Here is a 24,624-nt window from a genome sequence, read left to right on the forward strand (position 1 = left end):
GGAAGACATTCCACAGGGTGGCGCCTATCTGCCCGACTTCACGATGAAGGCGCCGGAAGCCATCGCCAGCGGCACATACTTCGAGCTCGGCGATATCCTGGTCGGCAAGATCACGCCGTCCTTCGAGAACGGAAAGCAGGCTCTGGTGCAGGTGCTGTCCGCCCCGTTCGGTTACGCGACGACCGAGGTGATCCCGCTTCACCCCCGCTCCGATCAGCACGACCCACGGCTCTTGTTCTTCTATTTGCTCCACCCGGACATCCGACACTACGTCGCCGAANNCAGGNNGATGGAAGGATCGACCGGGCGGAAACGGGTGCCGGAGAACGTGCTCCTCGATCTGCCGATCCCGGCACTGGAGCCCGACGACCAGACCACAATCGCGGATGCTCTTGAAGTCGTCCAGCAGGCATCCGCCACCGAGGAGAGTTGCGAACGGTGCGCCCAAGACCTCAAGCGGGCGGCGATGCGGGCGCTGTTTACGCGCGGGCTGAGGGGCGAGGCGCAGAAGGAAACCGAAATCGGCCCGCTGCCGGAGAGTTGGGATGTGGTTCCGCTTGGCTCGTTGGGACGCGTCGGCAACGGATCGACACCGAAGAAAAGCGTTCACGAATACTGGGACGGCGGCGACTTCCCATGGCTGACAAGCGCGAAAGTCTATGACCGGGATATCGTGGCGGCGGATCAATTCGTCACCTCGAATGCACTGCGGGAGTGTCACTTGCCGCAAATCGAGCCCGGCGCAATCCTGATTGCGATTACAGGCCAAGGGAAGACACTCGGGCACTGCGCCGTCCTGCGGATGCGAGCCACCGTCAATCAACACATCGCCTACGTCGCTACGGACCTTGAGCGGGCCGAACCATCGTTTGTCCGGGGATATCTCGAAACGCAGTATGACTATTTTCGTCAGGTCGGAGCGGGCGGCGGAAGCACCAAGGGCGCGCTGACTTGCGCTTTCTTGCGAAGCGTTCCGATCCCGTTTCCACCCACCCTCGACGAGCAGCGGGAAATCGTCGCGGTCCTCGACGCCATCGACCGGAAGATCGACCTGCACCGCCGCAAGCGCGCCGTGCTCGACGACCTGTTCAAGGCGCTGCTGCACAAGCTGATGACCGGCGAAATCCGCATCGCCGATCTCGACCTGTCGGCGCTGGCGCCGAAATCATCGGCGGCGGTGGCGGCATGATGGAACCCTGTCTTTCCACCTCGCGGTTCATCGCCTTCTTCGATGAATGCGGCGACCATTCGCTCGTCAAGATCAACCCGGAATTCCCTGTTTTTGTCCTTTGCGCGGTGATCGTCGAGCGCGAGACCTACGCGCGCGCCATAGTCCCAGAAATCGCGGCATTCAAACTGCGCTATTTCGCGCACGAGGGCATCAACCTACACAGCCGCGACATCCGCAAGGCCGAAGGGCCGTTCTCGATCCTGCAGAATGCTGGTGTGCGCGAGCGGTTCCTCGCCGAGTTGACCGGCTTGATGCAATCGCTTCCCTACACCCTGTTCGTCACCGCGATCCGGAAGGATGCTCATCTGAAACGTTATGGCGAGGAAGCCAAGAACCCCTACGACATCGCCCTCGAATACAGCTTCGAGCGCGTGCTCCATTTCATGGAAGCGAACGGCCAGACGGATCTTCCGGTCATCGCGGAAGCCAGGGGCAAGAACGAGGACAACGAATTGCGCGCCAGCTTCCACAGTCTGATGACGCAGGGAACCTACTACAATCAGGCGCAACGGTTCCGGAACCTGCTATGCCCCCTGACGTTCCGGCGCAAGCAGGACAATATCGCCGGTATTCAGTTGGCGGATTTGTGCGCCCACCCGGTCGCGCGCCATGTTCTGAAGCCGCAGCAGCCCAATCGCGCTTTCGACGCCTTGCAGAATCACTTCTACAAGGCAGGAAACGTGCATGGCCTGAAGGTGTTTCCGAAATGAAAACGGGCGCTCCTGGTTACACCAAGCAACGCCCGTCGATCGAGCATTCCCGATCCCGTAAAAATAATGGCATGGGAACGGCGGTTTTGCAAGTCCGCTTGAATGTAACGAAGCGCTCCTCCGTTACACACAAATGCGTTTGCTGTTCATCCATGACACGCAAAGCCCGCCCGGAGGCGCCGATCCATGTCTGAAATCCGGATCAGCGAGGCGGGCACCGTCCAGTTCCCGATGGTTAACCATGCGGCGGGCATCGGCTGGACGCCGATCGCGCCCGAGGTTGCCAAGCAGAAGCGCGGCGGCGACGCCGGCATGGTGCTCCGCGACGAACTCGAGGCTGCGCTGGCCAAGTTCAATCCGTGGATGTCGGCCGACGCCATCCGTCAGGTCATCGAGAAACTGGAAGCGATCCCGCCGACCATCGAGGGCAACCGCGAGATGCTCGCCTGGCTGCGCGGCGAGCGGCAATGGTACGACGAGGCCGAGAAGCGCCATCGCCATGTGCAGCTCATCGACTTCGAGGCGGCGGCCGAGAACGTCTTTCACGTCAGCTGGGAGTGGAAGCTGAAGCCGCCCGCGCGCAAGGGCAACCGGGCCGATGTGATGTTTGTGATCAACGGCGTGCCCGTCTGCATCGTCGAGCACAAGAACCCGAAGGACGGCGGCGCCATCGACCGCGGCGTGACGCAACTCAAGCGCTACGAGAAGGAGACGCCCGAACTGATCGGCGCGCCGCAGCTGTTCAACGTCACGCATCTGCTCGACTACTGGTACGGCGTGACCTGGAACGCCAACCGCCGTTACATGGCGCGCTGGAAGCAGCAGCCCGAGGAGACCTACCGGTTCGCCGTGCAGGCNTTTTTCGAGCCGACCGACTTCCTGCGCACGCTCCAGCACTGGATCCTGTTCTACGTCGAGGATGGCGAGACGCGGAAATCCGTGCTGCGCCAGCACCAGCGCATCGCCATCGACAAGATCGTCGAGCGCTGCGAGGACGCCGCGAAGAAGCGTGGCCTCGTCTGGCACACGCAGGGCTCGGGCAAGACCTTCACCCTGCTGACCGCCGCCCGGCTGATCCTTGAGGAGAAGGCGCGGTTCAACAACGCCACCGTCATCCTGGTGGTCGACCGCACCGAGCTTGAAGGCCAGCTCAAGGGCTGGGTGGAAAAGCTGCTCGGCGAGATGCAGAGCCAGGACATCCCGGTCTGGCGCGCGGAGTCCAAGGCGCGGGTTCAGGACCTGCTGCAGACCGACAAGCGCGGCCTGATCATCTCGATGATCCACAAGTTCGAGGGGATCGATAAGGACGCGAACACGCGCGAGAACATCTTCGTGTTCATCGACGANACCCACCGTTCGGTCGCCAGGGACCTCGGCACCTACATGATGGCGGCGGTGCCGAAGGCGACGATCATCGGCTTCACCGGCACGCCGATCGCCAGAACGGCGCAGGGCGAGGGCACCTTCAAGATCTTCGGCACGGACGATGCCCAGGGCTATCTCGACAAGTACTCGATCCGCGAGTCGATCGAGGACGAGACCACACTGCCGATCCGTCACACCATGGCGCCGAGCGAGATGACGGTGCCCGCCGAGCGGCTGGACAAGGAATTCTTCGAGCTTGCCGCCGCCGAGGGCGTCACCGACATCGACGAACTCAACAAGGTCCTCGACCGCGCCGTGGGTCTGCGCACTTTCCTGACCGCCGACGACCGGATCGAGAAGGTGGCGGCCTTCGTCGCCAAGCACTTCACGGAGACGGTGCTGCCGCTCGGCTACAAGGCGTTCCTCGTCGGCGTGAACCGCGAGGCCTGCGCCAAATACAAGCGGGCGCTGGACAAGCTGCTGCCGCCGCAATGGTCGGAGGCGGTCTACACCGAGAACGCGGCGGACATCGTCGACCGGCCGCTGGTCGCCGAGGTGCAGCTTTCNCCCGAGCGCGAGTCTGACGTTCGCATCCTTTTCAAGAAGGCGAGCGAGGATCCGAAGATCCTGATCGTCACGGACAAGCTGCTCACCGGGTACGACGCGCCGCTGCTCTACTGCATGTACCTCGACAAGCCGATGCGGGACCATGTGCTGCTGCAGGCCATCGCCCGGGTGAACCGGCCCTACGTCGATGCGAATGCCATGCAGAAACGCGTGGGCCTCGTCGTCGATTTCGTCGGCGTTCTACGCGAGCTGAAGAAGGCGCTGCAGTTTGACAGCTCCGACGTGAGCGGTGTCATCGAGGACCTCGACCTGCTGCTGAAGGACTTCCTCGGCAAGATCGAGAGGGCGAAGTCCGATTACCTGGAAACGGGCGATGAGGGCAGCGCCGACGAGCGTCTCGAAAAACTGGTCTACGGCCGCTTTCTCGATCCTGAACCGCGAAAGTTATTCTTCGAGGCCTACAAGGAGATCGAGGCGCTTTGGGAAATCCTGTCGCCCTCGCCGGAGCTTCGCGATCACATCGCAACCTTCAAGCGGCTGGCGCAGCTCTATGCGGCCGTGCGGAACGCCTATGCGGATCGCGTCGGCTACGTGGCCGACCTCGCCTACAAGACGCAATGGTTGGTACAGGAAAGCGCGACCCAGGACGGGCTCGGCGGGCTGACGAAGTCGGTCACCTTCGACGTGAAGACGCTCGAGGGGCTGCGCGGCGAACCCGGCACTGACGAGGGCAAGGTCTTCAATCTCGTCAAGGGCTTGCAGAAGGAGGCGGAGGACGATTCGGACGCAGCCCCGGTGCTGCAGACCCTGAAAGACCGCGCCGAGCGCATCCTCAAGGACCTCGAAAACCGCAGGACGACCGGTCTCGCCGCGATGGATCTTCTCGCGGCACTGGCCGAAGAGAAGGAAGAGGCGATCCAGGCGGCGAAAGACAGCGGCCTCTCGTCCCGCGCCTTCGGCGTCTACTGGACGCTGAAGGATGAGGCGGCGCTGCGCAACGCCGGGATTTCCGCGATGGAGCTGGCGCGGGAGAGCGAAACGCAACTTGCTCGCTATCCCAATGCTCGGGTGAACATCGACGAGCAACGCCGGCTGCGGGCGGCGCTCTATCGCCCGCTGCTCGCGCTCGACAGGGAAGAGCGTGGCCGTGTCGTCGACGTCATTCTCGCCATTCTCCTCGGCGGCGATTCCGATGCGGATGCGTGACGATCGGCAGGGAGAACTTCGACGACGAGTGCACAATTGGTCCGAGCGGTTGAAGATCGCGCCGCGGATTCTGCGCGTGCAACGCATGACCCAGAAATGGGGATCATGCTCGACCACCGGGATCGTGACGCTCGCCGACGACCTGATCGAGCAGGATCCGGGCTTTCAGGACTTCGTCATCGCCCATGAACTGCTGCATCTGAAAGTCCCCAACCACGGGAAGATGTTCAAGGCGCTCATGAGCCTTCATGTGCCCGATTGGCGAAAGCACGATGTTTCCAGGCGTAGCCTCGCGTATTCCGATGTTCCTAGACGGTTTGAATAGGCAAAGCGATGATGCGCAGATTGGGAGAACGATGATGGCGAAAGGTCAAAAGAGGAGTAACCACGAGGCGAAGAAACCCGCGGCATGCAAGAAAAAGATCCTTGCGTCGGACGGCAGCGTGCCGAGCGCACTTGCCAAACCGAAGCCCGGCGGGGCGACCGCGGGAAGCAAGAAGTAGCCAGGAGCGCTCCTGCTGACAGGGGTCTGGCTCAGCTTCTCCGCTCCGCCGACGACCCCGAAACCGCCTTGGCCTGCTCCCCCACGCCACGGGAAACGGCGTCATCAGCGCCGCCAGCGTCATGGCGGGCGGCTGCCGGCCGTCAAGAATCGCTTCGACGATGTCGGGCGCGAGCAGCGTGAGCCGCAGCACCCGGCTGACGTAGGAGGCGTTGATCTTTTCGGCGGCGGCGATTTCCTCGACCGTGCCGTAGGCGCCCGTTTCCATCAGCCTCCGCCACCGAAACGCGCGGGCCAGCGCCTTGACCATGGCGTTGTCGACCCGCCGGCGCGGTGGCGCCCAGGGCGGAGCGCCGTCCGGCGAAATGACAAGCTTGCGGCCACCGCGCTTCGTGAACGTCATCGGCACGCTCACGGCCAGTGTGCGCCCGTCGGCACTGAGGCGTGCGTTCGTCATCAGGCCGCCCTCCGCTCAGGTTTCCCAGCGCGCAGATCGGCGACGAGCGTTTGCAGGCCATCGACGCGCAGCTGCAGGTCCAGCCGGTCCGGGTGAACGTCGACGCGCTCGACAAGGAGCTGAAGAATGCGGGCCTGCTCGGTTGGGAACAGTTCGTCCCATACCGGATCGAGACTCAGCAGCGCCTCGCGCACTTCGGATTCCGACAGCGCCTCGATCTCCGGCCGCGCCGACCGCCATGTGCCGACGACGAGTTCCGGCGCCCGCAGCAGGCCGCGCAGTTGGTCGACCACGGCGGCTTCCAATTCGGCGGCGGGCGCTCGACGCACCACGCCCGGCGGCGTGTCGGCTTTGAGCAAACCGGCAGCGACATAGTAGCGGTAGAGCCGGCCGCCCTTCCGTGCATGCGTCGGCGTCATGGCGCGGCCATCGGCGCCAAACAGGATCCCTTTCAGTAAAGCCGGCGCCTGCGCTCGGGTATTCGCGGCGCGGATGCGGGGGCTCTGCTGGATGATGGCGTGGACCTTGCTCCAGAGATCGCGGCCGATGATCGCCGTGTGCTCGCCAGGATGGGCGACTCCCTTGTGCACGGCGTCGCCGACGTAGACCCGGTTGTTGAGCAGCTTGTAGAGGAAGCCCTTGTCGATCGGCTTGCCGCGCTTGGTGGTCATACCGTCGGCCGCCAGCTCCCTGACCAGCACGGTGGCCGAGCCAACCTTCAAGAACCGCTCGAAGACCATCTGCACAACCGTGGCCTCGGCTTCGTTGACGACCAGTTTGCGGTCCTTGACGTCATAGCCGAGCGGTGGGTGGCCACCCATCCACATGCCGCGCGCCCGCGAGGCGGCGAACTTGTCGCGTATCCTCTCGCCGATCACCTCGCGCTCGAACTGCGCGAACGAGAGCAGAATGTTCAGCGTTAGCCGGCCCATCGACGTCGTGGTGTTGAAGGACTGCGTGACGCTGACGAATGTGACGCCGCGACGGTCGAACACCTCGACCAGCTTGGCGAAATCCATCAGCGACCGGCTCAGGCGATCGATCTTGTAGACCACGACAACGTCGACCCGGCCGTCCTTGTGTATGGCGGTGACAAATTAGGCCACGTAGCGGCGGTGATTGGTGCTGCCGCGCCGGAGTAAAATCCGGCCAGTGGTTAGGCTGTCTCTTTTTTTGTGGGGGCGGCCGGGGATGTTTGCCGTGGAAGTCTACGCCGCCGTTCGGCATTTCGTTTTCATCGAGGGCAACAGCCGGCGTGAGGCGGCCCGGGTGTTCGGGCTGAGCCGTGAGACGGTTTCGAAGATGTGCCGGTTCTCGTTGCCGCCCGGCTACACGCGAACGAAGCCGGTGAAGAAGCCGAAGCTCGGGGTGCTGCTGCCGGTGATCGACGCCATCCTCGAGGCCGACAGGACGGCGCCTTCGAAGCAGCGGCATTCGGCCAAGCGGATCTGCGAGCGACTGCGCGACGAGCACGGTTATGCCGGCGGTCTGACGGTGGTGAGGGACTACGTCCGGGTTGCTCGGGGAGATTGCGGGAGACCTTCGTGCCGCTGGCTCATCCGTCCGGTCATGCGCAGGTCGACTTTGGCGAGGCGATCGGCGTGATCGGCGGCGTCCGGCAGAAGATCCACTTCTTCTGCATGGACCTGCCGCAATCGGATACTCCTTTCGTGAAGGCCTATCCGGCGGAGACGACGGAAGCCTTCCTCGACGGGCATGTGTCGGCATTCGCCTTCTTCGGCGGCGTGCCGTTGTCGGTGCTTTACGACAACACGACGCTCGCGGTGGCGAAGATCTGCGGCGACGGCAGGCGGGAGCGCACCCGGGCCTTTACGGAACTGCAGAGCCATTACCTGTTCCAGGATCGCTTCGGCCGTCCCGGCAAGGGCAACGACAAGGGCAAGGTCGAGGGGCTGGTGAAGTATGCTCGATCGAACTTCCTGACGCCGATCCCCCAGGCGGCAAGCTTCGACGATCTCAATGCCATGCTGGAAGAGCGCTGCCGGCAGCGACGAGGCGAACGCGCCGGTCGCCACGGCGAAACCATCGGCGAGCGTCTCGTCGCCGACCTCGAAGCCTTCCGGGATTTGCCGGCGGTGCCATTGGAGCCGAGCGAGAAGCGGGCGGCCCGTGTCTCATCGACCGCCCTGGTCCGCTACCGCGGCAACGACTACTCGGTACCGACGGCATACGGCTTCCGGGATGTTGTGGTGAAGGGCTTCGTCGACGAGGTGGTGATCCTTTGTGCCGGCGAGGCGATCGCCCGGCATCGTCGCTGCTATGGCACGGGCACCTTCGTATTCGAGCCGCTGCACTATCTGGCGCTGATCGAGACGAAGCCGAATGCCCTCGACCAGGCGGCGGCGCTGAAAGACTGGGATCTGCCGGAGGCGTTCCAGCACCTGCGCCATCTCCTCGAGGCGCGCATGGGCAACCGCGGCAGGCGGGAGTTCATCCAGGTGCTGCGGCTGATGGAGGCGATCCCGATGGAGATGGTGGCGAGCGCGGTCAGCGAAGCGATCCGGCTCGGCGTCATCGGCTTTGATGCGGTCAAGCAGATTGCTCTGGCGCGCGTCGAGCGGCGGCCGGCCCGGCTCGACCTGACGGCCTATCCACATCTGCCGAAAATGGACGTCAGGATGACGGCGGCGGCTGACTACGCCGTTCTCGTTCCCGGGACAACGGCATGACCGGCAAGGCGGGCGCTGATGCGATGCCGGCGGGAACGACAAGCGGCACACCGCAGGTTCTGCTGGCGCATCACCTCAAGCAGTTGAAGCTGCCGACCGTTCTGCGGGAATACGACAAGATCGCCCGCGAATGCGCACGCGACGGCGTCGATCATCCCCGCTATCTGCTGCGCCTGGTGGAACTCGAACTGATCGACCGAGAACGCCGAATGGTCGAGCGGCGGATCAAGGCAGCACGCTTCCCGGCGGTCAAAAGCCTCGACACCTTCGACTTCACCGCGATTCCCAGCCTCAACAAGATGCTGGTGCTCGAGCTGGCCCGCTGCGAGTTCATCCTGCGCCGGGAGAACGTCATCGCGCTCGGCAACAGTGGCACCGGCAAGACCCATGTCGGGCTCGCCCTCGCTCTTGCCGCCTGCCAGAAGGGGTTCACCGTCGCCTTCACCACCGCGGCCGCCCTCGTGCACCAGTTGATGGAGGCGCGTGACGAGCGCCGCTTGCTGAAGCTGCAACGCGATCTCCAGTCGGTGATGTTGCTCATCGTCGACGAACTCGGTTACCTGCCGCTGTCGCCGACCGGGGCGGAACTTCTGTTCGAGGTGTTCTCCCAGCGCTACGAGCGCGGCTCGACCCTCGTCACCTCCAATCTGCCGTTCGAGGACTGGACCTCGGTGCTGGGATCGGAACGGCTCACCGGCGCGCTGCTCGACCGCCTGACCCACCACGTCCATATCCTCACCATGAACGGCGACAGCTACCGGTTGAAGCAATCCGCCGGACGTCGTCGTCCCCCCACCGCANNGCCGATCGGGCGGAGCAAAACCAGACCACCGCCGAGACCGTCGATCCCGAGACCGGCGAAACCAGCAAGCCCTGATCCCCGAGGCAAAGCCGACGCACGGCAAGGGGCCCGATCGGGCCCCTTGCCGTGATTGCACCGCTCTCGCCCAAATGGCCTGCTTTTACTCCGCTACAGTGGCCCAGAATTGCTCCGCCGTTGACACGCAGAAAAGACGCACTCGCGGCTGCAGCCAATGCAGTCAAATCGGCAGCCGCAGAGATCGACGGCATCCGTGCCGAAATTACCGCGCTCAAGGCACAGCGGGCGGAAGTCGAAGCCGCACCGCTCCCCGATCACGAGGTGAGCGCCGGGATCGATAGCCTGTTGGACACATTGGCGAGGAGTGCGCCGTATCATGGTCCAGATGCCGTCATGGACGCGGTCGCCAAGGGTGGCACGCCAATGATCGAGCTGCACGGCGCAACGACGCTCGGCACGGTCACAGCGCTGCTGGTGCCACTGCTGAGGACGCACCTACGCGACGCGCTGATGGCGCATCTGCGGCAGTACTACGAGGCGCACCCGCCAGGGCTGCCAGCCGCCGAACGGCAGCAACGGATCGCTGAGATCGACCAGCAACTCCTGGAAATGGAAACGCAGGAAGTCGAGCTGGTGCGGTTTGCCGCCAATGCGGGCATCGCCATCGAGTATCGGCCTGACACCTCGCCCGCGGCCATCCTCGGGGTGTAGCGGGCATCGGCCGCCAAGGGGTGTCGCTTAGAGCGACCCCCTTCTCGCGCTGTACCTAACCCATTGATTTCGGCGCCCGTCGCAGTAATGCAGCCCAAATCGACCTTGGTTTTCTGCCCAGACCATGGGCAACCTGCCTAATAATACACATATTGCGTGTGTTTTTCGTCCTGGACCTAGGAAACTTGCGGGCGGTTCCAGCGCACCCCTTTTCCTACCCCGGAAAGGTACCTAAACCGGGGGAAAGCCCACCCAAACCACGAAGGAGCCGATGATGCAGGATCATCCTGACGACGACGACCGCGACCAACGTCCGCAATATGGTCAGCCGCGCAAGCGTCCGCTACGGGTTGGCGATCGCGAGACCCTGGAGCGGATGCTGGAGCAAGACGAGTACTCGCCGGAGCCTCTAATCGACTGAGCCGCCGGCGTGACCGTCATCCCACTGTCGCGCCTGGCGACGCGCGCCCGGTGCAGCTCCTGATCAAAGTCAGCCACCTCAACGCGTACATGGACGAGGTGGCGAGGAATCTTGCCTGCCCACGCATGGGGTGCCGCCATGTCGGGGCGCGGATTACGTTGATCAGAGCCAATGACACAAGCGGCTTCGTCGGCGGGATGCCGTGATCAACCAGCCGTTAACCCCGCCGCCCTAATACTGGCGGCATGAGTGGTGACATATGGTACGATCGCAAACGCTTTACTTCGCTCGAAGAGGCCCTGGCGTTCATCCGCATGCTGATTGACCCTGACACGCCGGACGAGCCTGACGGGCCGCCGCCGGCGCAGCCACCATCGCTGCGCGTCATCATCGGTGGCAGGTGCAAGTGACCGTTACGAACGGCGCGCAGCTTGGGGCGCCTTATGCCTCAGAGCGGAAAATGTCTTCGCCACGATCCACCCGCAACCGATACAAAGTTGTGGGCTGAATTGTGGGCCGACTTCTTGGCCCTTAAGAAAAATTCCCTTATTACAATCAGTTACGGCATAGCGATGGCGGAGGGGGTGGGATTCGAACCCACGGTACCCGGTAAAGGGTACAACGGTTTTCGAGACCGCCCCGATCGACCGCTCCGGCACCCCTCCTGCTTCGCTCTCAGATCGTGCGTACGCTTCGTCCCACCTGATAGCAAGACATGGCGGCACGCCAGCGATGAAGGGCGGCACGCTAACCGAAACGACCGCGTACCGCAATAACGTCACTGCGATCCCCGGCATCAGCCAGCCGCCACCTTCCAGCAAGCAAGTTCCAGCGGGCAGTGTGTTGACAGCCGCGGCCGCGGTCGGTAAATCTCATCGCGACGTCGCGCCCCCTGGCGCGCGGATAGGAGATATTTCGGATCAGCCATGTTCGCAGTCATTCGCACCGGCGGTAAACAACATCGGGTTGCCGCGAACGATCGCATCGTCATCGAGCGTCTGACCGCCGATGCGGGCGATGCCGTGGAATTCGACGATATCATTATGCTCGCGCCCGACGGCGAAGCGCCGCTCGTCGGCGACGCCGTTCCGGACGCGGCACGCGTCTTCGGCAAGGTGGTGGAACAGACCCGCGGTCCGAAGCTCCTTATCTTCAAGAAGAAGCGTCGTAAAAACCACCGGCGGATGCGCGGCCATCGCCAGGATTTGACGGTGGTCAAAATCAGCGGCGTCAGCCTTGATGGCAGCGTGCCGGTAGCGGCCGCAGCGGAGGCACCCATGGCCGCCGTAGCGACGCCGGCGGTAGAAGAGCAGCGCATTGCCGAACTAGTGGAGTAAACGTCAATGGCACACAAGAAAGCCGGCGGCAGTTCACGCAACGGCCGCGACAGTGCCGGGCAACGCCTTGGGGTGAAAAAGTTCGGTGGCCAGTTCGTCATCCCGGGCAACATCATCATTCGCCAGCGTGGCACCCGCTATCATCCGGGCGCCAATGTGGGCATCGGTCGTGACCATACCCTGTTCGCGCTGAGCGAGGGACGCGTCGCCTTCCGCCGTGCTTACAAGAGCCGGGTCTTCGTTTCGATCGAGCCGATCGGCTAACATAGCCGACGCATCGCCGGGGCGAGCGGGCTGCCGCCGAACCGGCGGCGGCTGAGGAGAGTCTTGCGGTGCGCTTCGTCGACGAAACCAAAGTGCTCGTGCGCAGCGGTGACGGGGGCAATGGCTGCCTGTCCTTCCGGCGCGAAAAATTTATCGAGTTCGGCGGCCCCAACGGTGGCAACGGCGGCGATGGCGGTGATGTGGTGGTGGAGGCCATTGACGGCCTGAACACCCTGATCGACTACCGCTACAAGCGGCATTTCCGCGCCGGCAACGGTCACAACGGCATGGGGCAGGGGTGCACCGGTGGCCGCGGTGCCGATGTGGTGCTGAAGGTGCCGGCGGGTACCCAGGTGTTCAGCGAGGACGCCAGCATCCGCTACGCCGATTTGCTCACCCCGGGTGACCGGGCGGTGATCGCCCACGGCGGTCGCGGCGGTCGCGGTAACGCCTGCTTCAAGTCTTCGACCAATCAGGCGCCACGCCGCGCCGATCCCGGCCAACCGGGCGAGGAATTCGTCATTATCCTGCGCCTCAAGCTACTGGCCGACGCCGGGTTGATTGGCTTGCCAAACGCTGGCAAGTCGACGTTTCTCGCCACCGTCTCCCGGGCGCGGCCGAAAATCGCCGACTATCCCTTCACCACGCTCTATCCGCAATTGGGCGTGGTCGGCGTCGACCGCGACGAGTTCGTCCTCGCCGACATCCCTGGCCTGATCGAAGGCGCGCACCGCGGCGCCGGACTCGGAATCCGCTTTCTCGGCCACGTGGAGCGTTGCCGGGTACTGGTGCATCTGGTGGATGGCACGCAGGAGGACGTGGTCGCGGCCTATCGGACGGTTCGCGGCGAACTCGATGCCTACGCCGCCGGTCTGTCGGCAAAACAGGAACTGGTGGCGCTAACCAAGATCGATGCGTTGACCCCGGATTTGGTGGCCAGGCGGCGCGCGGACTTGGCGGCGGCCGTCGGGCGACCGGTGGCGGCCATTTCGGCGGTCAATGCCGCCGGCATGCGCCATCTTCTCGGTCGCATTCGTGACTGCGTGCGCGACACTGCCCCTGGCAATACCGCAGCAACCGACGCCGACCCGGTCAGCACCGACAACGCATGAGCCCCTTCCGCCAAAGCACCGAATTGGGGTTGAGCCGCCGACTGGTGATCAAGATCGGCTCGGCGATGCTGGTGGACGAGGAGACTGGCGCTATCCGCCGCTCCTGGCTGCAATCGCTCGTCGATGATCTGGCGGTTCTGCGCAGCGACGGTTGCGAGGTAATCATCGTCTCCTCCGGTGCCATTGCCGTTGGCCGCCGCCAACTGCATTTCACCAACGGCGCCCTGCATCTTGATGAGAAGCAGGCCGCCGCCGCCGCTGGCATGATCCTCCTCGCCCACGCCTATCAGGAGGTGCTGGCCGATCACCAGATCACCGTCGCCCAGGTGCTACTCACCCTCGACGATAGCGAAGACCGCCGGCGCTATATCAACGCCCGCAGCACCCTCGCCACCTTGTTGCGGGTCGGTGCGGTGCCGTTGATCAATGAGAACGACACCGTCGCCACCGACGAGATTCGCTTCGGCGACAACGATCGCCTTGCCGCGCGCGTCGCGGCGATGATCAGCGCCGATACTCTGGTCCTGCTCTCCGACATCGACGGTCTCTACACTGCCGACCCGCACCGCGATCCTGAAGCGCGACTGCTGCCCGAAGTGCGTGAGATCACTGCCGAAATCGACGCGATGGCGGATACCAGCCGCTCGGCGGTCGGCACCGGCGGCATGGTCACCAAGCTGGCGGCAGCGAAGATCGCCATCGCTGCCGGTTGCCGAATGGTGATCGCCGCCGGTGACCACCCTCACCCGCTGGCGCGAATCCGCGGTGGCGCTGCCTGCACTTGGTTCCTCCCCGAGCGGTCGCCACAGGCGGCACGCAAGCGCTGGATCGGTGGCACTCTCAACCCCGCGGGTTCGTTGGTCATCGATGCCGGCGCCGTATCGGCACTGATGCAGGGCAAAAGCCTGCTGCCGGCGGGCGTCATCGCGATTGAAGGTGATTTCGGCAAGGGCGCGGCGGTGCTTATCCGGGCCGGAACTGGCGAGATTCTCGGCCGTGGCCTCTGCGCCTATTCGGCCGCGGACGCCAGACGAATCATCGGCCACAAAACTCGTGAAATAGAAGCATGCCTCGGTTACCGTGGTCGGGATGAGTTGATACACCGTGACGATCTCGCGCTGGACGTAAAGAAACGAAAATGACTGCGATCACCGCCGACATCGCCGCCGCCTCTCACGCCCCGGAGAGCGACGGCCTGCGCCAGTTGATGCATCACATCGCTACCTCGGCCCGTGCGGCGGCAACGATTCTCGCAACAGTCACCGGCTCCGCCAAGGATCAGGCGCTGCGGCAGGCGGCCACTGTTCTGCGTGCCCGCAACCGCGATATTCTCTCCGCCAATCGTCGCGATCTTGATGCAGCGCATCGCAAGCAGCTGAGTCCGGCGCTGGTGGACCGACTCGAGCTGAACGAAGGGCGAATTGAGGCAATGGCGCGCGGTCTGGAAGAGATCGCCGACCTGCCTGATCCGGTTGGACAGGTCATTGCCAGTTGGGAGCGACCGAACGGTCTGCAGATCGAACGCGTTAGCACGCCCATCGGCGTCATCGGCGTCATCTACGAATCTCGTCCAAACGTCACCGCCGATGCCGCCGGTCTGTGTTTGAAGGCCGGCAATGCCGCCATCCTGCGATGTGGCTCGGAAAGCTTCGCCACATCCTCCATTATTATGGAATGCATTGCCGCTGCTCTGGTGGCGGCGGGGCTGCCAGAAACCAGCATCCAACTGGTCCCAACCACCGAACGCGGTGCCGTCGGCGAGATGCTGCAGATGCATGGCATCATTGATGTGATCATTCCTCGCGGTGGCCGATCGCTCATTCAGCGGGTGACTGCCGAAAGCCGGGTGCCGCTGTTCGAACACCTCGAAGGCATCTGTCACACCTACATCCACGCCAAAGCCAATCCGGAGGTGGCGCGGCAGGTGACCTTGAACGCCAAGATGCGCCGACCCGGCATCTGCGGCGCGACGGAGACGCTGCTCATCGATCGCAGCGTTGCACCGGGCCTCTTGCCCGACATCCTGGGCGATTTGCTGGCGGCCGGTTGCGAAGTGCGCGGCGATGCGATCACCCGTGTGCTGGACAGTCGCGTCCAGCCCGCCACTGAACAGGATTGGGATACGGAGTATCTCGACAAGATTATCGCGGTGAAGGTGGTGGATGGCGTCGACGCCGCCATCGATCATATCCGCCGTCATTCCTCGCACCATACTGAGGCAATCATCACCGAGGATGCGCAAGCGGCAGCGAAGTTCGTCGACAGCATCGACAGCGCTATCCTGATGATCAACGCGTCGACGCAATTCGCTGACGGTGGTGAGTTTGGGATGGGTGCCGAAATCGGCATCGCCACCGGTAAGCTGCACGCTCGCGGCCCGGTCGGCGTGGAGCAACTCACCAGCTTCAAGTACATCGTCCGCGGTACCGGACAATGCCGGCCTTAGCTGTTGTGCCCGCTTCGCCACCGCCGACCTGTCGCAGCGCGAACGTCGGCGTCCTTCCGCCCTTCTTATCGTCGCTCAATCAATCCGGATAGCCGACCGTGTCAACCCGGCGCATCGGTCTCCTCGGCGGGTCATTCAACCCCGCCCACGAGGGCCATCGATATATTTCGCTGTTGGCACTGAAGCGGCTTTGCCTGCACGAGGTCTGGTGGATGGTCTCGCCGCAGAACCCGCTGAAGCCGCGCGATGACATGGCGCCGTTTGCCGATCGGATTGCGGCAGCGCGGCGCTCCGCCGGCCATCCGCGCATTCGCGTCACCGCCATCGAAAAGGCATTAGGCACCGTCTACACCGCGGACACCCTGCGCGCCCTATTGCCGCGCTTTCCCGACTGTCGCTTCGTCTGGCTGATGGGAGCCGACAATCTCGGGCAGATTTGGGAGTGGAAGGACTGGCAGCGGATCTTCACTCTTGTTCCCATTGCGATTTTCGCGCGACCGTCGTACTCTTATGATGTACTATCGGGGAAAGCGGCAATGCGATTTGCCGCAGATCGCGTTTGGGAGTCACGGGCTCGCAACCTTGTCCACATGGACCCTCCTGCCTGGATGTTCTTTCATACCAGGCCACATCAAGGATCGGCGACTCGCATCCGCGCTTATCGTGCGGCAGCCAACAAACAATTCCTCGCAATTCCCGCGGACGAACCAGCCAACATCTAGGAGACTGGAGCCATCTACGCGCATACTCTGACGCAAACGAATGCGGATCCTCTGCTTTCGTTGGTAATGGCGTCGCTCGATGACGACAAAGCGGAGGACGTTGTCGTTATCGATCTCGTGGGCAAGACAACAATCGCTGACCACATGATCATCGCATCCGGTTCCTCGAAGCGGCACCTGGGTGCGATGGCCGATCATCTTCTCGAAAAGGCCAAGGCCAACGGCTATCGGCCGCTTGGCGTCGAGCGGAACAACCAAAGCGATTGGGTGCTGATTGATGCCGGCGATGTTGTGGTGCATCTGTTCCGGCCGGAGATGCGGGAGTTCTATTCTCTCGAGCGCCTCTGGGGCATGCCAGCCTTCGAAGGCGACCGGTTCAAGCTTCAGGAGAACACAAGCTCCGCCGCCTGATACCACCACGCCACGCACCGTCCGGGGCGGATCAGCCTTGGAACCGTTTGCTTGAGCACGTTGCGGGCACCAACGTTGGCGTTAACGTATGCAACTGGCGCCGGCCGATCAGTCGCATCCGTGCGGCTGATCGGTGCCGGCAAAACGGGCGAGGACGGCGACGTCGGCGATGCTAACGGCTGTCCCCTGTCGTTCGACGCCGACCCGACGTAAAGCCAGCATGGCGCGTGACAGCGTCTCTGGGCGCATGCCAAGTCGCTGCGCGATCAGCGTTTTCGGCAATGGCAAGACCAATACTGCGGCACCGCTCGAGGCCGGACACAGGCCGACGAGAAACGTCCCCAGGCGCTGCGGCGCCGACTTCATCTGCAACTGTTCGATCTGACCCACTAGGTAGCGCAGCCGTAGCGACAGTGAGCCCAGCATCCGGAGTGCAATGGCGCCGTCTGCGGTGATCGCCTGTTCAAACGCCCGTAACGCCAGCGACAGAACGCGCGATGGCGTCACCGCATCCGCACAGACAGGATAGAGCGCGTTGGCGAAGGTGGCGGCATCGGCGAAGGTTTCGCCTGGCGCGACGACGCCAACGATCGCCTCGCTGCCATCGACCCCCAGTCGATAAAGCTTCACCCAGCCTTCGAGCAGCACGAAAAATCGCTCCGCCGGCTCATCCTGAACGAACATCGCGGCCCCCGCCGCCAAGTCATGCACCTTGGCGCCAGCTAAAAGCTGAACGAGCGCGTCGTCACCGAGCCCCTGCAATAACGGTGTCGCCTTGAGCACCGCCGTCTCCTGCGGCGTCAGGGCAATCGTGACAAATGTTGCCTCGTTCAAGATCTTGGCTCCTTCTCCCGCCGCGTGTCTGGCCGACTTATGGCGTCTCATTGTCCGCGCTTGACCGCGGTCAAGGACCGCCGCCCCGGATGTTCGTAGTCTCCGGCTCCGACAGCGGCACGGCGTGGTCGCCGCAACCTTCCAAGCCCAACAATCGGCAGCACCTGCAATTCGACCAGACATCAAAGGAAGACCATCACGTGTTCTGCTATCAGTGTGAACAGACGTTCCGCGGCACCGGCTGCACCACCCTCGGCGTGTGCGGCAAGACCGACGAAACAGCGACCTTGCAGGATCTGTTGCTGCACGCCGCCAAAGGCATCGCCATGTATGCCCATCGCGCCCGTGGTCTTGACCGGCGCGACGGCGACGTTGATGCGTTCATCCTCGACGCACTGTTTACCACCGTCACCAACGTCAACTTTGACCCGGAGCGCCTGATCGGCCTGCTGCACCAGGCCACGGAGATGCGCGATCGTGTGCGGGCGCTTTATGTGCAGGCCTGCGTGGATGCGAATCAGACACCGGAGCAGTTCGACGGCGCCGCGGCCTGGGTCCCCGCCGCAGACCGAAACGACTTGCTGGCGCAGGGACGCGCCGTCGGCATCGAGGCACGGACCGCTGCGCTGGGCGCCGACATCGCCGGGCTGCAGGAACTCCTTACCTACGGGCTTAAAGGCGCGGCAGCCTACGCCGCCCACGCACGCGTCCTTGGTCGCGAAAACGAGACCGTTTACGCGTTCCTGCACGAAGCACTCGCTGCCCTGACCAACCCTACCGCCGATGCCACCACGCTCCTTGGCCTTAACCTGAAATGCGGCGAAGTCGGGCTGACGGTCCTGGAACTGCTGGATGCAGCCAACACGGGTGCCTATGGCACGCCGACGCCGACGCCGGTGCTGATGGGCCACCGTCCGGGCAAGGCGATCCTCGTCTCCGGCCATGATCTGAAGGACCTGGAGATTTTGCTCCAACAGACCGCCGGCACCGGCATCAACGTCTATACGCACGGCGAAATGCTGCCGGCACACGGCTATCCCGAACTCCACAAGTATCCGCATCTGGCAGGCCACTTTGGCGGCGCCTGGATGCGGCAGAAGAGCGAGTTCGCCGCATTCCCGGGGGCGATCCTGATGACGACCAACTGTCTGCAGCAACCGCAGCCTGCCTATCGCCATCGCCTGTTCACCTCGGGCGTGGTCGCTTGGCCAGAAATTCCGCACATCACCAATCACGACTTCCAACCGGTCATTGATGCTGCGCTGGCTGCCCCTGGCTTTACCGAAGCTTCCGCCGAAACGCGGCATCTGGTGGGCTTCGGGCATGGCACCGTCCTCTCCATCGCCGACAAGGTGATCGGCGCAGTGAAGGACGGGGACATCAAGCGGTTTGTCCTGATCGGTGGCTGCGACGGGGCCGAGATGGGTCGCAACTACTACACCGAGCTGGCGGAGGCAATGCCGAAGGACTGGGTCATCCTCACGCTTGGTTGCGGCAAGTTTCGCGTCGTCGGCCTGGAACTGGGTGAGATAGCTGGACTGCCGCGTTTGCTTGATATGGGCCAGTGTAACGACGCTTTTTCGGCGATCCGTGTCGCTACGGCGCTGGCCGCCGCCTTCGACTGCGGTGTCAACGACCTGCCGCTTGATCTCGTTATCTCCTGGTACGAGCAGAAAGCAGTCCTCGTCCTCCTCACCCTGCTGCATCTCGGCGTCCGCAACATCCGCCTCGGCCCCAAACTCCCGGCGTTCGTCACGCCGCCGGTGCTGAAAATTCTGGTCGACACCTTCGCGATCAAGCCGATCGGGTCCGTCGCCGACGATCTGGCGGCAATGCGCACGGCAGCATAGCAACCGCGGACAAACCCCAAGGCCGGGCGATGCCGGCCAGCAGTATGCCCGGCATCCTCTGCCCGCCGCCGACCTGCCCCTCTCGGTCTAAGTGGAGACGCGACGAAGACCGTCGGCTACGGTGACGATATCGAAACTGGCGGCGCAGGCGGCCTCAATCAGCCGCTGCAGTACCGACGGCGTGCAGCCCCAGGGCGACGGCGTTGCCGCCACGTCGTGGGTGTAAAGAAAGAGCCAGCCGCGGCCGGCCGCTGCGCGCTTCAGCCAGTTGAGGGCACGCCGCTCGCCATCGGCTCCCTCAATGCCAACCGCGGGCACCTGATTCAGGTCGCCGCCGTCATGGAGGATGCCGTGGTGGAGGGCGCGCAACAAGCCGAAGCGATCGCCGAGCACCTGCTTTGCCGCCGAAGAAACATCGCCGAAGGGATAGGCAAAGCTGACTGGTGGCGGCAGACCCCAGGCATTCAACTGCCTGGCGTTACGCTCCACGTCGTCGCCAATCGTTGCTGCCGCGGCTTGGCCGCAGTCCAGGTGGGAAAAGGTATGGCAGGCAATCTCATGGCCGTGGTCCGCAAGTGCAGCGATTTCGCCCCGAGAGGCGTAGCGGCCCATCGGCCCCTCNNTCCGGTCAGCAAGAGCGGCGGCAACAAAGTACGTTCCGCGCAGTCCATGCGCCGCTAGCAGCTCGGCACCGACGCGACTGGCCGAGGCGGTAGGATCGTCAAAGGAGAAGGACAGCATCGGCCGGTCGAGCCGCATCCGCACCGGCCGGCGCGCCACCGCTCGCACCAAGCGTCGGCGTAACTTGCCCTTCAACGATCGATCAGGACTGTAGGCTTCTACTCTACCATTCATCAGCTTGCCTGTCGCTGTTCACGGACGAGGGCACATCCGCACCTGAGTTGCTTCAATCCTCGTCATCACCGTCGCTCTCGGCCGACGCGCCACCACGTTGCAGGAACCCAATGAGCGTCTTGCTGCCCAGTTCGTCCTTCGCATCAAGGCTGGCCACCTTATGCAGGATCGGCAGTGCCGTCTCCACGTCGCCCAGCCGGGCGCGGCAGAACCCGAGCGCAAACAGCGATTTCAGATAAACCCGCTGCGGGCGGGCCGGATCGCTGAAATCAGCGCTGCTGCGATCAACCAGACGCCAGTCCTCGGCAACACCAAGCGCCCTGGCGGCAATTGCCAAACATGCTTCGGCGTGCGGCATCGCTTCGTGTAACCGATTGGCATAAAAATAGAATGCATACGACGCGATCCGTAGTGCCAGATTGTCCGGCGCTTTTTGCACCGCCGCCTGCAGGGCAGGCTCGGCCGCTTCGGGGCGGCTGTAAGGAGCGTCGGCGCTATCGAGGATCGCCAGAACATCCGCCGGCATGTCGGCCTTGAACGCGTCAATATCAAAGGTCATGGCAACGTCTCGTCTTCCGCAGGATTGAAACCGGACCGGCTGGTGCCGGCACTGTAGGTACCGATCCTGTTCGCAATAATCATTCCGCAGACTGCCTCGCAGCAGATTTTGACGGATTCATAGTCTTGCCCGTTACGCTAGCCGCAGGAGCGGAACAAGCACCAACCGCCCTAGACGCTAGAAGAAACATTTTTCCACACGCTTGGCTGTGCAGACTACACGCGAGCCCTTCGCAGAAAGGGATGTTTGCTCGCCATGGTCGCGGATCACAGAAAGCGGACATGCGCGATCGCGTGCTACGCCAGGAATGGAGGAAACGACTATGCGCTCGTTGATCGTAACGACGATCGCCGTGATTTTGGCTTTGGTCCAAGTCCTTTTCACCTCGACGGCAAACGCCGAGGAAATCGTTGTCAAGTTCAGTCACGTGGTGGCGGAAGACACGCCCAAGGGTCAGACCGCCATCCGCTTCAAGGAGATCGTCGAGCAGCGCCTCGCCGGGCAGGTCAAGGTGGAGATTTACCCAAACGCCAAACTGATGGATGACGAAGCGGTTATCGACGGCCTGCAGCGCAACGTGATCCAGATTGCCGCACCATCGCTGTCACTACTGGAGCCCTATAGCAAGTCGTTCAAGATCTTCGATCTACCGTTCCTGTTCACCAGTGCGGAGGCGATCGATCGTTTTCAGCAAGGGTCCACCGGGCAGCAACTGCTGGGGGCCTTGCGCGGCGCCGACATCGACGGCCTCTGCTTTCTGCACAACGGCATGAAACAGATTTCCGCCAATGTTCCGCTGCGCCTGCCGGCGGACGCCAAGGGCAAGAAGTTTCGCATCCAGCCTTCGAGCGTTATCGAAGCGCAATTCAACGCCATCGGCGCCATCCCCGTTCGTGCACCGTTCACCAAGGTGTTCCACCTACTGCAGACCGGAGCGCTCGATGGCCAGGAAAATACGTGGTCCAATGTGTATTCGCAGCGTATTTACGAAGTTCAGCCGTATATTACGGAAACCAATCACGCCAGCCTTGAGTATATGCTGATTGTTTCCCACACTTTCTGGACCATGCTGCCGGACGACGTGCGGACCAACCTCACCGCCGCGGCCAAGGAGGCGTGCGCCTATGGCAATTCCATTGCCCGGGACCTGAATGCCACCGACCGGAAGAAAATCGAAGCGTCCCACTATACGCAGATCATCGCGCTCACGCCGCAGCAACGGCAACAGTGGATGACGGCGCTGAAACCGATCTGGACGACCTTCGAACCGACGATCGGCAAGAACATCCTCGACGCCGCGATCGCCGCCAACAGCGGCAGCTGAGCCAGGCACCAGGGGCAAGCACAACGCCGCACCATTATTCACCCGGCACGGTCGTGTGCTTAGCCCTTGCGCTCCCAGGCGCCCGTTTCGCTCTGTTGCCAGTAGGTGAGGACGTGCCCGGCCGCCTTCCAGACCTTCCATCGCTCCCGTGCCGCCGCTACAGCGGCAGGATCGTTGCCGTCGAAGAGGTCGAAGCCGCGTTCGAACTGCGCCAGTTGATCGCTACTGGCGCCGTCGGTCAGGAAAAGGAAGGCAGCCCCGTTGGCATTCTCGTCGCTGTCGGTGAGCCAGATGGGCTGGTCCGCCGGGTTGCCATCCTCCGCTGTCCCGTGCGGCAACCAGCCGCCAGGATCGTAGGTCCACAGGGTTGTCGCCAGGGCTTCGGCGCGTTCAGCCGAGCCAGTGCGCACCAACGCCCGCCTGCCGGCGGCCAGCGTTTTCTCCAGAAGCTTTGGCAACACCTTCTCCAGCGGCGAGCGCTGCAGGTGGTAGAACGCAACGTCAGTCAATGGTGCTGCCCCAACACGCTGGCGCCTGCCCGGACGGATTACTTCGCTTCGAAATTATCGGCAACGAACCGGTCAAGAAGGCGTACACCGAAGGCCGAGGCACCTTTCGGCACCACGCCGTGATCGCACTTCGCCCAGGCCACGCCGGCGATATCGAGGTGTGCCCACGGCGTCTTGCCTACGAAGCGCTGCAGGAACTGCGCCGCGGTGATACTGCCGCCGCCCCGGCTGCCGACGTTCTTCATGTCGGCGATGTCAGACTTGATCAACTTATCGTACTCGTCGCCGAGCGGCAGCCGCCACAGCGGCTCACCTACAGCGAGGCTGGCGGCGGTGAGTTGCGCCGCCAGTTGATCATCGTTGCTGAACAGCCCCGCCTTCTCATGCCCGAGGGCGATGATGATGGCGCCAGTCAGTGTTGCCAGGTCGATCATCAGCCGGGGACGGAACCGTTCGTTGGTGTAGTGGAGGGCATCGCAGAGGACGAGGCGGCCTTCCGCGTCAGTGTTGATGACCTCCACCGTCTGCCCGGACATGGTCGTCACCACGTCACCCGGCCGCTGCGCGGTGCTGGACGGCATATTCTCCACCAGTCCCACCACACCGACCGCGTTGACCTTCGCCTTGCGGGCAGCCAGCGCGCGCATCAGGCCGACGACGGTGGCGCCGCCGGCCATGTCCCACTTCATGTCTTCCATGCTAGCCGCCGGCTTGATGGAGATGCCGCCGGAATCGAAGGTCACCCCCTTGCCGACGAAGGCAAGCGGCCCTTCCGGATCATAGGCCGCGTCATTGCCTTTGCTGTCGTCCTTGTCCTTCTTCTTCTCGTCCTTTCTGTCCTCGGGCTTGCCCAGCCCCANCCACTGGAGGACCACCAGCTGCGACTCGCGATCGCTCCCCTGCCCCACCGCGAGCAGGGTGTTCATCCCCAGCTTCTTCATCTCCTTCTCGCCGAGGACGTTCACGTCCAGGCCGAGCTTCTCCAACTTCCGTGCTTCGGCGGCAAAGGATTCTGGATAGACGACGTTGGCCGGCTCGGAGACCAGATCGCGGGTGAAGTAAATCGCATCCGCAACGAGATCCTTGGTGGCAAAGGCTTTCTTCGCCTGCGCTGCCCCCTCGCAACCGAAGGTAAGCGAGGTCAGCGAAGGTCCGTCCTCTTCCTTCTCCTTGGTGAAGTACTTGCTGAAGCGATAGGAGCGGAGCCGGGCGCCAAAGCCCATCTCCGCCGCCATGACCGCGGGCTCCAGCACAGTGCCATCTAACTGGTCGACGGCAACATAGGCTTCGGCCAGACCGCTCAAGGCGAGCGCGGCATAAACGGTGGCGCCCAAGCCTTGCAGCTTAAGGGCATCCAGATCGGCGGCAGCCCCCAGCCCGAGCAGTAGAACGCGATCGCAGCTGATACCGGCCGGCGCCAGGATCGAGAGGTGCTGGTCCTTCTTGCCCTTGAAGCGACTGGCCTCCATCGCTCGCACCAGCGCGCCGCCAAGCTTGTCGTCGAGGGCCCGCGCGCTCGCCGACAACTGGCGGTCATCGAGGACGCCCACGACGATCACACCGGTCTCCGGCAGTTCCGGCGCTGTGAACCCTAACTTCATCGCCTGTCCTTTCGTAACGGCTTGATAACAAGTAGCACACTGAGCGCCGAATATGGTCGGGGACGCGCAGGAAAGCAAATGCCGCTTTGATCTGGTATTGTTCTACGCTCGGACCGTCCG

The 24,624-nt window shown here is 63.3% G+C and carries 24 protein-coding genes, 1 tRNA gene and 1 pseudogene; 18 read left to right on the forward strand and 8 right to left on the reverse strand.

Features of this window, described 5'->3' with window-relative positions; genetic code table 11:
- The first annotated feature begins 466 nt into the window (after window positions 1–466).
- From HQ394_RS21465 to HQ394_RS07880, 4 genes are all read left to right on the forward strand, one after another.
- On the forward strand, window positions 467–1,189 hold the full coding sequence (locus HQ394_RS21465) for a restriction endonuclease subunit S (protein WP_456151560.1): 723 nt from the start codon (window positions 467–469) through the stop codon (window positions 1,187–1,189).
- Window positions 1,189–1,941 carry a DUF3800 domain-containing protein gene (locus tag HQ394_RS07870; RefSeq protein ID WP_190262778.1) on the forward strand — a complete coding sequence of 251 codons (753 nt, stop codon included), beginning with the start codon at window positions 1,189–1,191 and terminating at the stop codon, window positions 1,939–1,941. Before HQ394_RS21465 ends, HQ394_RS07870 begins: the two co-directional genes overlap by 1 nt.
- 186 nt (window positions 1,942–2,127) lie before the next feature.
- Window positions 2,128–5,079 carry a type I restriction endonuclease subunit R gene (locus HQ394_RS07875; protein ID WP_190262779.1) on the forward strand — a complete coding sequence of 984 codons (2,952 nt, stop codon included), beginning with the start codon at window positions 2,128–2,130 and terminating at the stop codon, window positions 5,077–5,079.
- Complete coding sequence (locus tag HQ394_RS07880) at window positions 5,066–5,404, forward strand: M48 metallopeptidase family protein (protein WP_190262780.1); 339 nt, start codon at window positions 5,066–5,068, stop codon at window positions 5,402–5,404. Before HQ394_RS07875 ends, HQ394_RS07880 begins: the two co-directional genes overlap by 14 nt.
- Here the strand turns inward: HQ394_RS07880 and HQ394_RS20725 are convergent.
- Both HQ394_RS20725 and HQ394_RS07890 read right to left on the reverse strand, forming a co-directional pair.
- Window positions 5,388–6,038: a hypothetical protein gene (locus HQ394_RS20725; RefSeq protein WP_317629018.1), complete on the reverse strand. Its 651-nt coding sequence runs from the start codon at window positions 6,036–6,038 to the stop codon at window positions 5,388–5,390. The genes HQ394_RS07880 and HQ394_RS20725 overlap by 17 nt on opposite strands.
- Entirely contained in the window at window positions 6,038–7,123 is a 1,086-nt protein-coding gene (locus tag HQ394_RS07890) for a recombinase family protein (RefSeq protein WP_317629036.1), read from the reverse strand. The genes HQ394_RS20725 and HQ394_RS07890 overlap by 1 nt, the downstream gene beginning before the upstream one ends.
- A 106-nt stretch (window positions 7,124–7,229) precedes the next feature.
- Between HQ394_RS07890 and istA the strand changes: the two are divergent.
- From istA to HQ394_RS07915, 5 genes and pseudogenes are all read left to right on the forward strand, one after another.
- Window positions 7,230–8,728: pseudogene (gene istA, locus HQ394_RS07895) on the forward strand (IS21 family transposase).
- Window positions 8,729–8,751: 23 nt separating this feature from the next.
- On the forward strand, window positions 8,752–9,660 hold the full coding sequence (istB, locus tag HQ394_RS07900; RefSeq protein WP_456151561.1) for an IS21-like element helper ATPase IstB: 909 nt from the start codon (window positions 8,752–8,754) through the stop codon (window positions 9,658–9,660).
- A 65-nt stretch (window positions 9,661–9,725) separates the two neighbouring features.
- The gene (locus HQ394_RS07905) at window positions 9,726–10,259 is read left to right on the forward strand and encodes a hypothetical protein (RefSeq protein WP_190262781.1); all 534 of its coding nucleotides are present in this window, start codon (window positions 9,726–9,728) and stop codon (window positions 10,257–10,259) included.
- A 274-nt stretch (window positions 10,260–10,533) separates the two neighbouring features.
- Window positions 10,534–10,680, forward strand: a complete 147-nt coding sequence (locus HQ394_RS07910) for a hypothetical protein (protein ID WP_223291948.1) — start codon at window positions 10,534–10,536, stop codon at window positions 10,678–10,680.
- Window positions 10,681–10,925: 245 nt separating this feature from the next.
- A complete protein-coding gene (locus tag HQ394_RS07915; protein ID WP_190262783.1) occupies window positions 10,926–11,090 on the forward strand; it encodes a hypothetical protein in 165 nt (54 codons plus the stop codon).
- 163 nt (window positions 11,091–11,253) lie between these two features.
- On the opposite strand, the gene HQ394_RS07920 is transcribed toward HQ394_RS07915, so the two are convergent.
- Window positions 11,254–11,345 (reverse strand) — tRNA-Ser (locus tag HQ394_RS07920).
- Between the two features lie 261 nt (window positions 11,346–11,606).
- Between HQ394_RS07920 and rplU the strand changes: the two genes are divergently transcribed.
- From rplU to rsfS, 7 genes are all read left to right on the forward strand, one after another.
- Entirely contained in the window at window positions 11,607–12,017 is a 411-nt protein-coding gene (gene rplU / locus HQ394_RS07925) for a 50S ribosomal protein L21 (RefSeq protein WP_190262784.1), read from the forward strand.
- 6 nt (window positions 12,018–12,023) lie between these two features.
- On the forward strand, window positions 12,024–12,281 hold the full coding sequence (gene rpmA / locus HQ394_RS07930) for a 50S ribosomal protein L27 (protein WP_190262785.1): 258 nt from the start codon (window positions 12,024–12,026) through the stop codon (window positions 12,279–12,281).
- A 68-nt stretch (window positions 12,282–12,349) separates the two neighbouring features.
- Window positions 12,350–13,393, forward strand: a complete 1,044-nt coding sequence (obgE, locus tag HQ394_RS07935; RefSeq protein ID WP_190262786.1) for a GTPase ObgE — start codon at window positions 12,350–12,352, stop codon at window positions 13,391–13,393.
- Window positions 13,390–14,535: a glutamate 5-kinase gene (proB, locus tag HQ394_RS07940; protein ID WP_190262787.1), complete on the forward strand. Its 1,146-nt coding sequence runs from the start codon at window positions 13,390–13,392 to the stop codon at window positions 14,533–14,535. Before obgE ends, proB begins: the two co-directional genes overlap by 4 nt.
- Window positions 14,532–15,839, forward strand: coding sequence for a glutamate-5-semialdehyde dehydrogenase (locus HQ394_RS07945; protein WP_407644719.1), 1,308 nt, complete (start codon window positions 14,532–14,534; stop codon window positions 15,837–15,839). Before proB ends, HQ394_RS07945 begins: the two co-directional genes overlap by 4 nt.
- Before the next feature lie 98 nt (window positions 15,840–15,937).
- Window positions 15,938–16,561, forward strand: coding sequence for a nicotinate-nucleotide adenylyltransferase (locus HQ394_RS07950; protein ID WP_190262788.1), 624 nt, complete (start codon window positions 15,938–15,940; stop codon window positions 16,559–16,561).
- Between the two features lie 66 nt (window positions 16,562–16,627).
- A complete protein-coding gene (rsfS, locus tag HQ394_RS07955; protein WP_190262789.1) occupies window positions 16,628–16,972 on the forward strand; it encodes a ribosome silencing factor in 345 nt (114 codons plus the stop codon).
- 108 nt (window positions 16,973–17,080) lie between these two features.
- Here rsfS and HQ394_RS07960 read toward each other — a convergent pair whose 3' ends face one another.
- Complete coding sequence (locus tag HQ394_RS07960) at window positions 17,081–17,806, reverse strand: Crp/Fnr family transcriptional regulator (RefSeq protein WP_223291949.1); 726 nt, start codon at window positions 17,804–17,806, stop codon at window positions 17,081–17,083.
- A 200-nt stretch (window positions 17,807–18,006) separates the two neighbouring features.
- Here HQ394_RS07960 and hcp point away from each other — a divergent pair, with 200 nt between their 5' ends.
- The gene (gene hcp / locus HQ394_RS07965; protein WP_190263196.1) at window positions 18,007–19,656 is read left to right on the forward strand and encodes a hydroxylamine reductase; all 1,650 of its coding nucleotides are present in this window, start codon (window positions 18,007–18,009) and stop codon (window positions 19,654–19,656) included.
- Between the two features lie 87 nt (window positions 19,657–19,743).
- Here the strand turns inward: hcp and HQ394_RS07970 are convergent, their stop codons facing one another.
- Together HQ394_RS07970 and HQ394_RS07975 are read right to left on the reverse strand one after the other, a co-directional pair.
- Entirely contained in the window at window positions 19,744–20,511 is a 768-nt protein-coding gene (locus HQ394_RS07970) for a polysaccharide deacetylase family protein (RefSeq protein WP_190262790.1), read from the reverse strand.
- A gap of 52 nt (window positions 20,512–20,563) precedes the next feature.
- Window positions 20,564–21,070, reverse strand: a complete 507-nt coding sequence (locus HQ394_RS07975; protein ID WP_190262791.1) for a hypothetical protein — start codon at window positions 21,068–21,070, stop codon at window positions 20,564–20,566.
- A 322-nt stretch (window positions 21,071–21,392) separates the two neighbouring features.
- On the opposite strand from HQ394_RS07975, the gene HQ394_RS07980 reads away from it, so the two are divergent.
- On the forward strand, window positions 21,393–22,394 hold the full coding sequence (locus HQ394_RS07980; protein ID WP_190263197.1) for a DctP family TRAP transporter solute-binding subunit: 1,002 nt from the start codon (window positions 21,393–21,395) through the stop codon (window positions 22,392–22,394).
- Window positions 22,395–22,453: 59 nt separating this feature from the next.
- Here the strand turns inward: HQ394_RS07980 and HQ394_RS07985 are convergent, their stop codons facing one another.
- Both HQ394_RS07985 and HQ394_RS07990 read right to left on the reverse strand, forming a co-directional pair.
- A complete protein-coding gene (locus HQ394_RS07985; protein ID WP_190262792.1) occupies window positions 22,454–22,903 on the reverse strand; it encodes a DNA polymerase III subunit chi in 450 nt (149 codons plus the stop codon).
- Window positions 22,904–22,941: 38 nt separating this feature from the next.
- A complete protein-coding gene (locus tag HQ394_RS07990) occupies window positions 22,942–24,504 on the reverse strand; it encodes a leucyl aminopeptidase (RefSeq protein ID WP_190262793.1) in 1,563 nt (520 codons plus the stop codon).
- Between the last annotated feature and the right edge of the window lie 120 nt (window positions 24,505–24,624).

The organism is Defluviicoccus vanus (assembly GCF_014672695.1).
GTDB lineage: Bacteria > Pseudomonadota > Alphaproteobacteria > Rhodospirillales > Defluviicoccaceae > Defluviicoccus > Defluviicoccus vanus.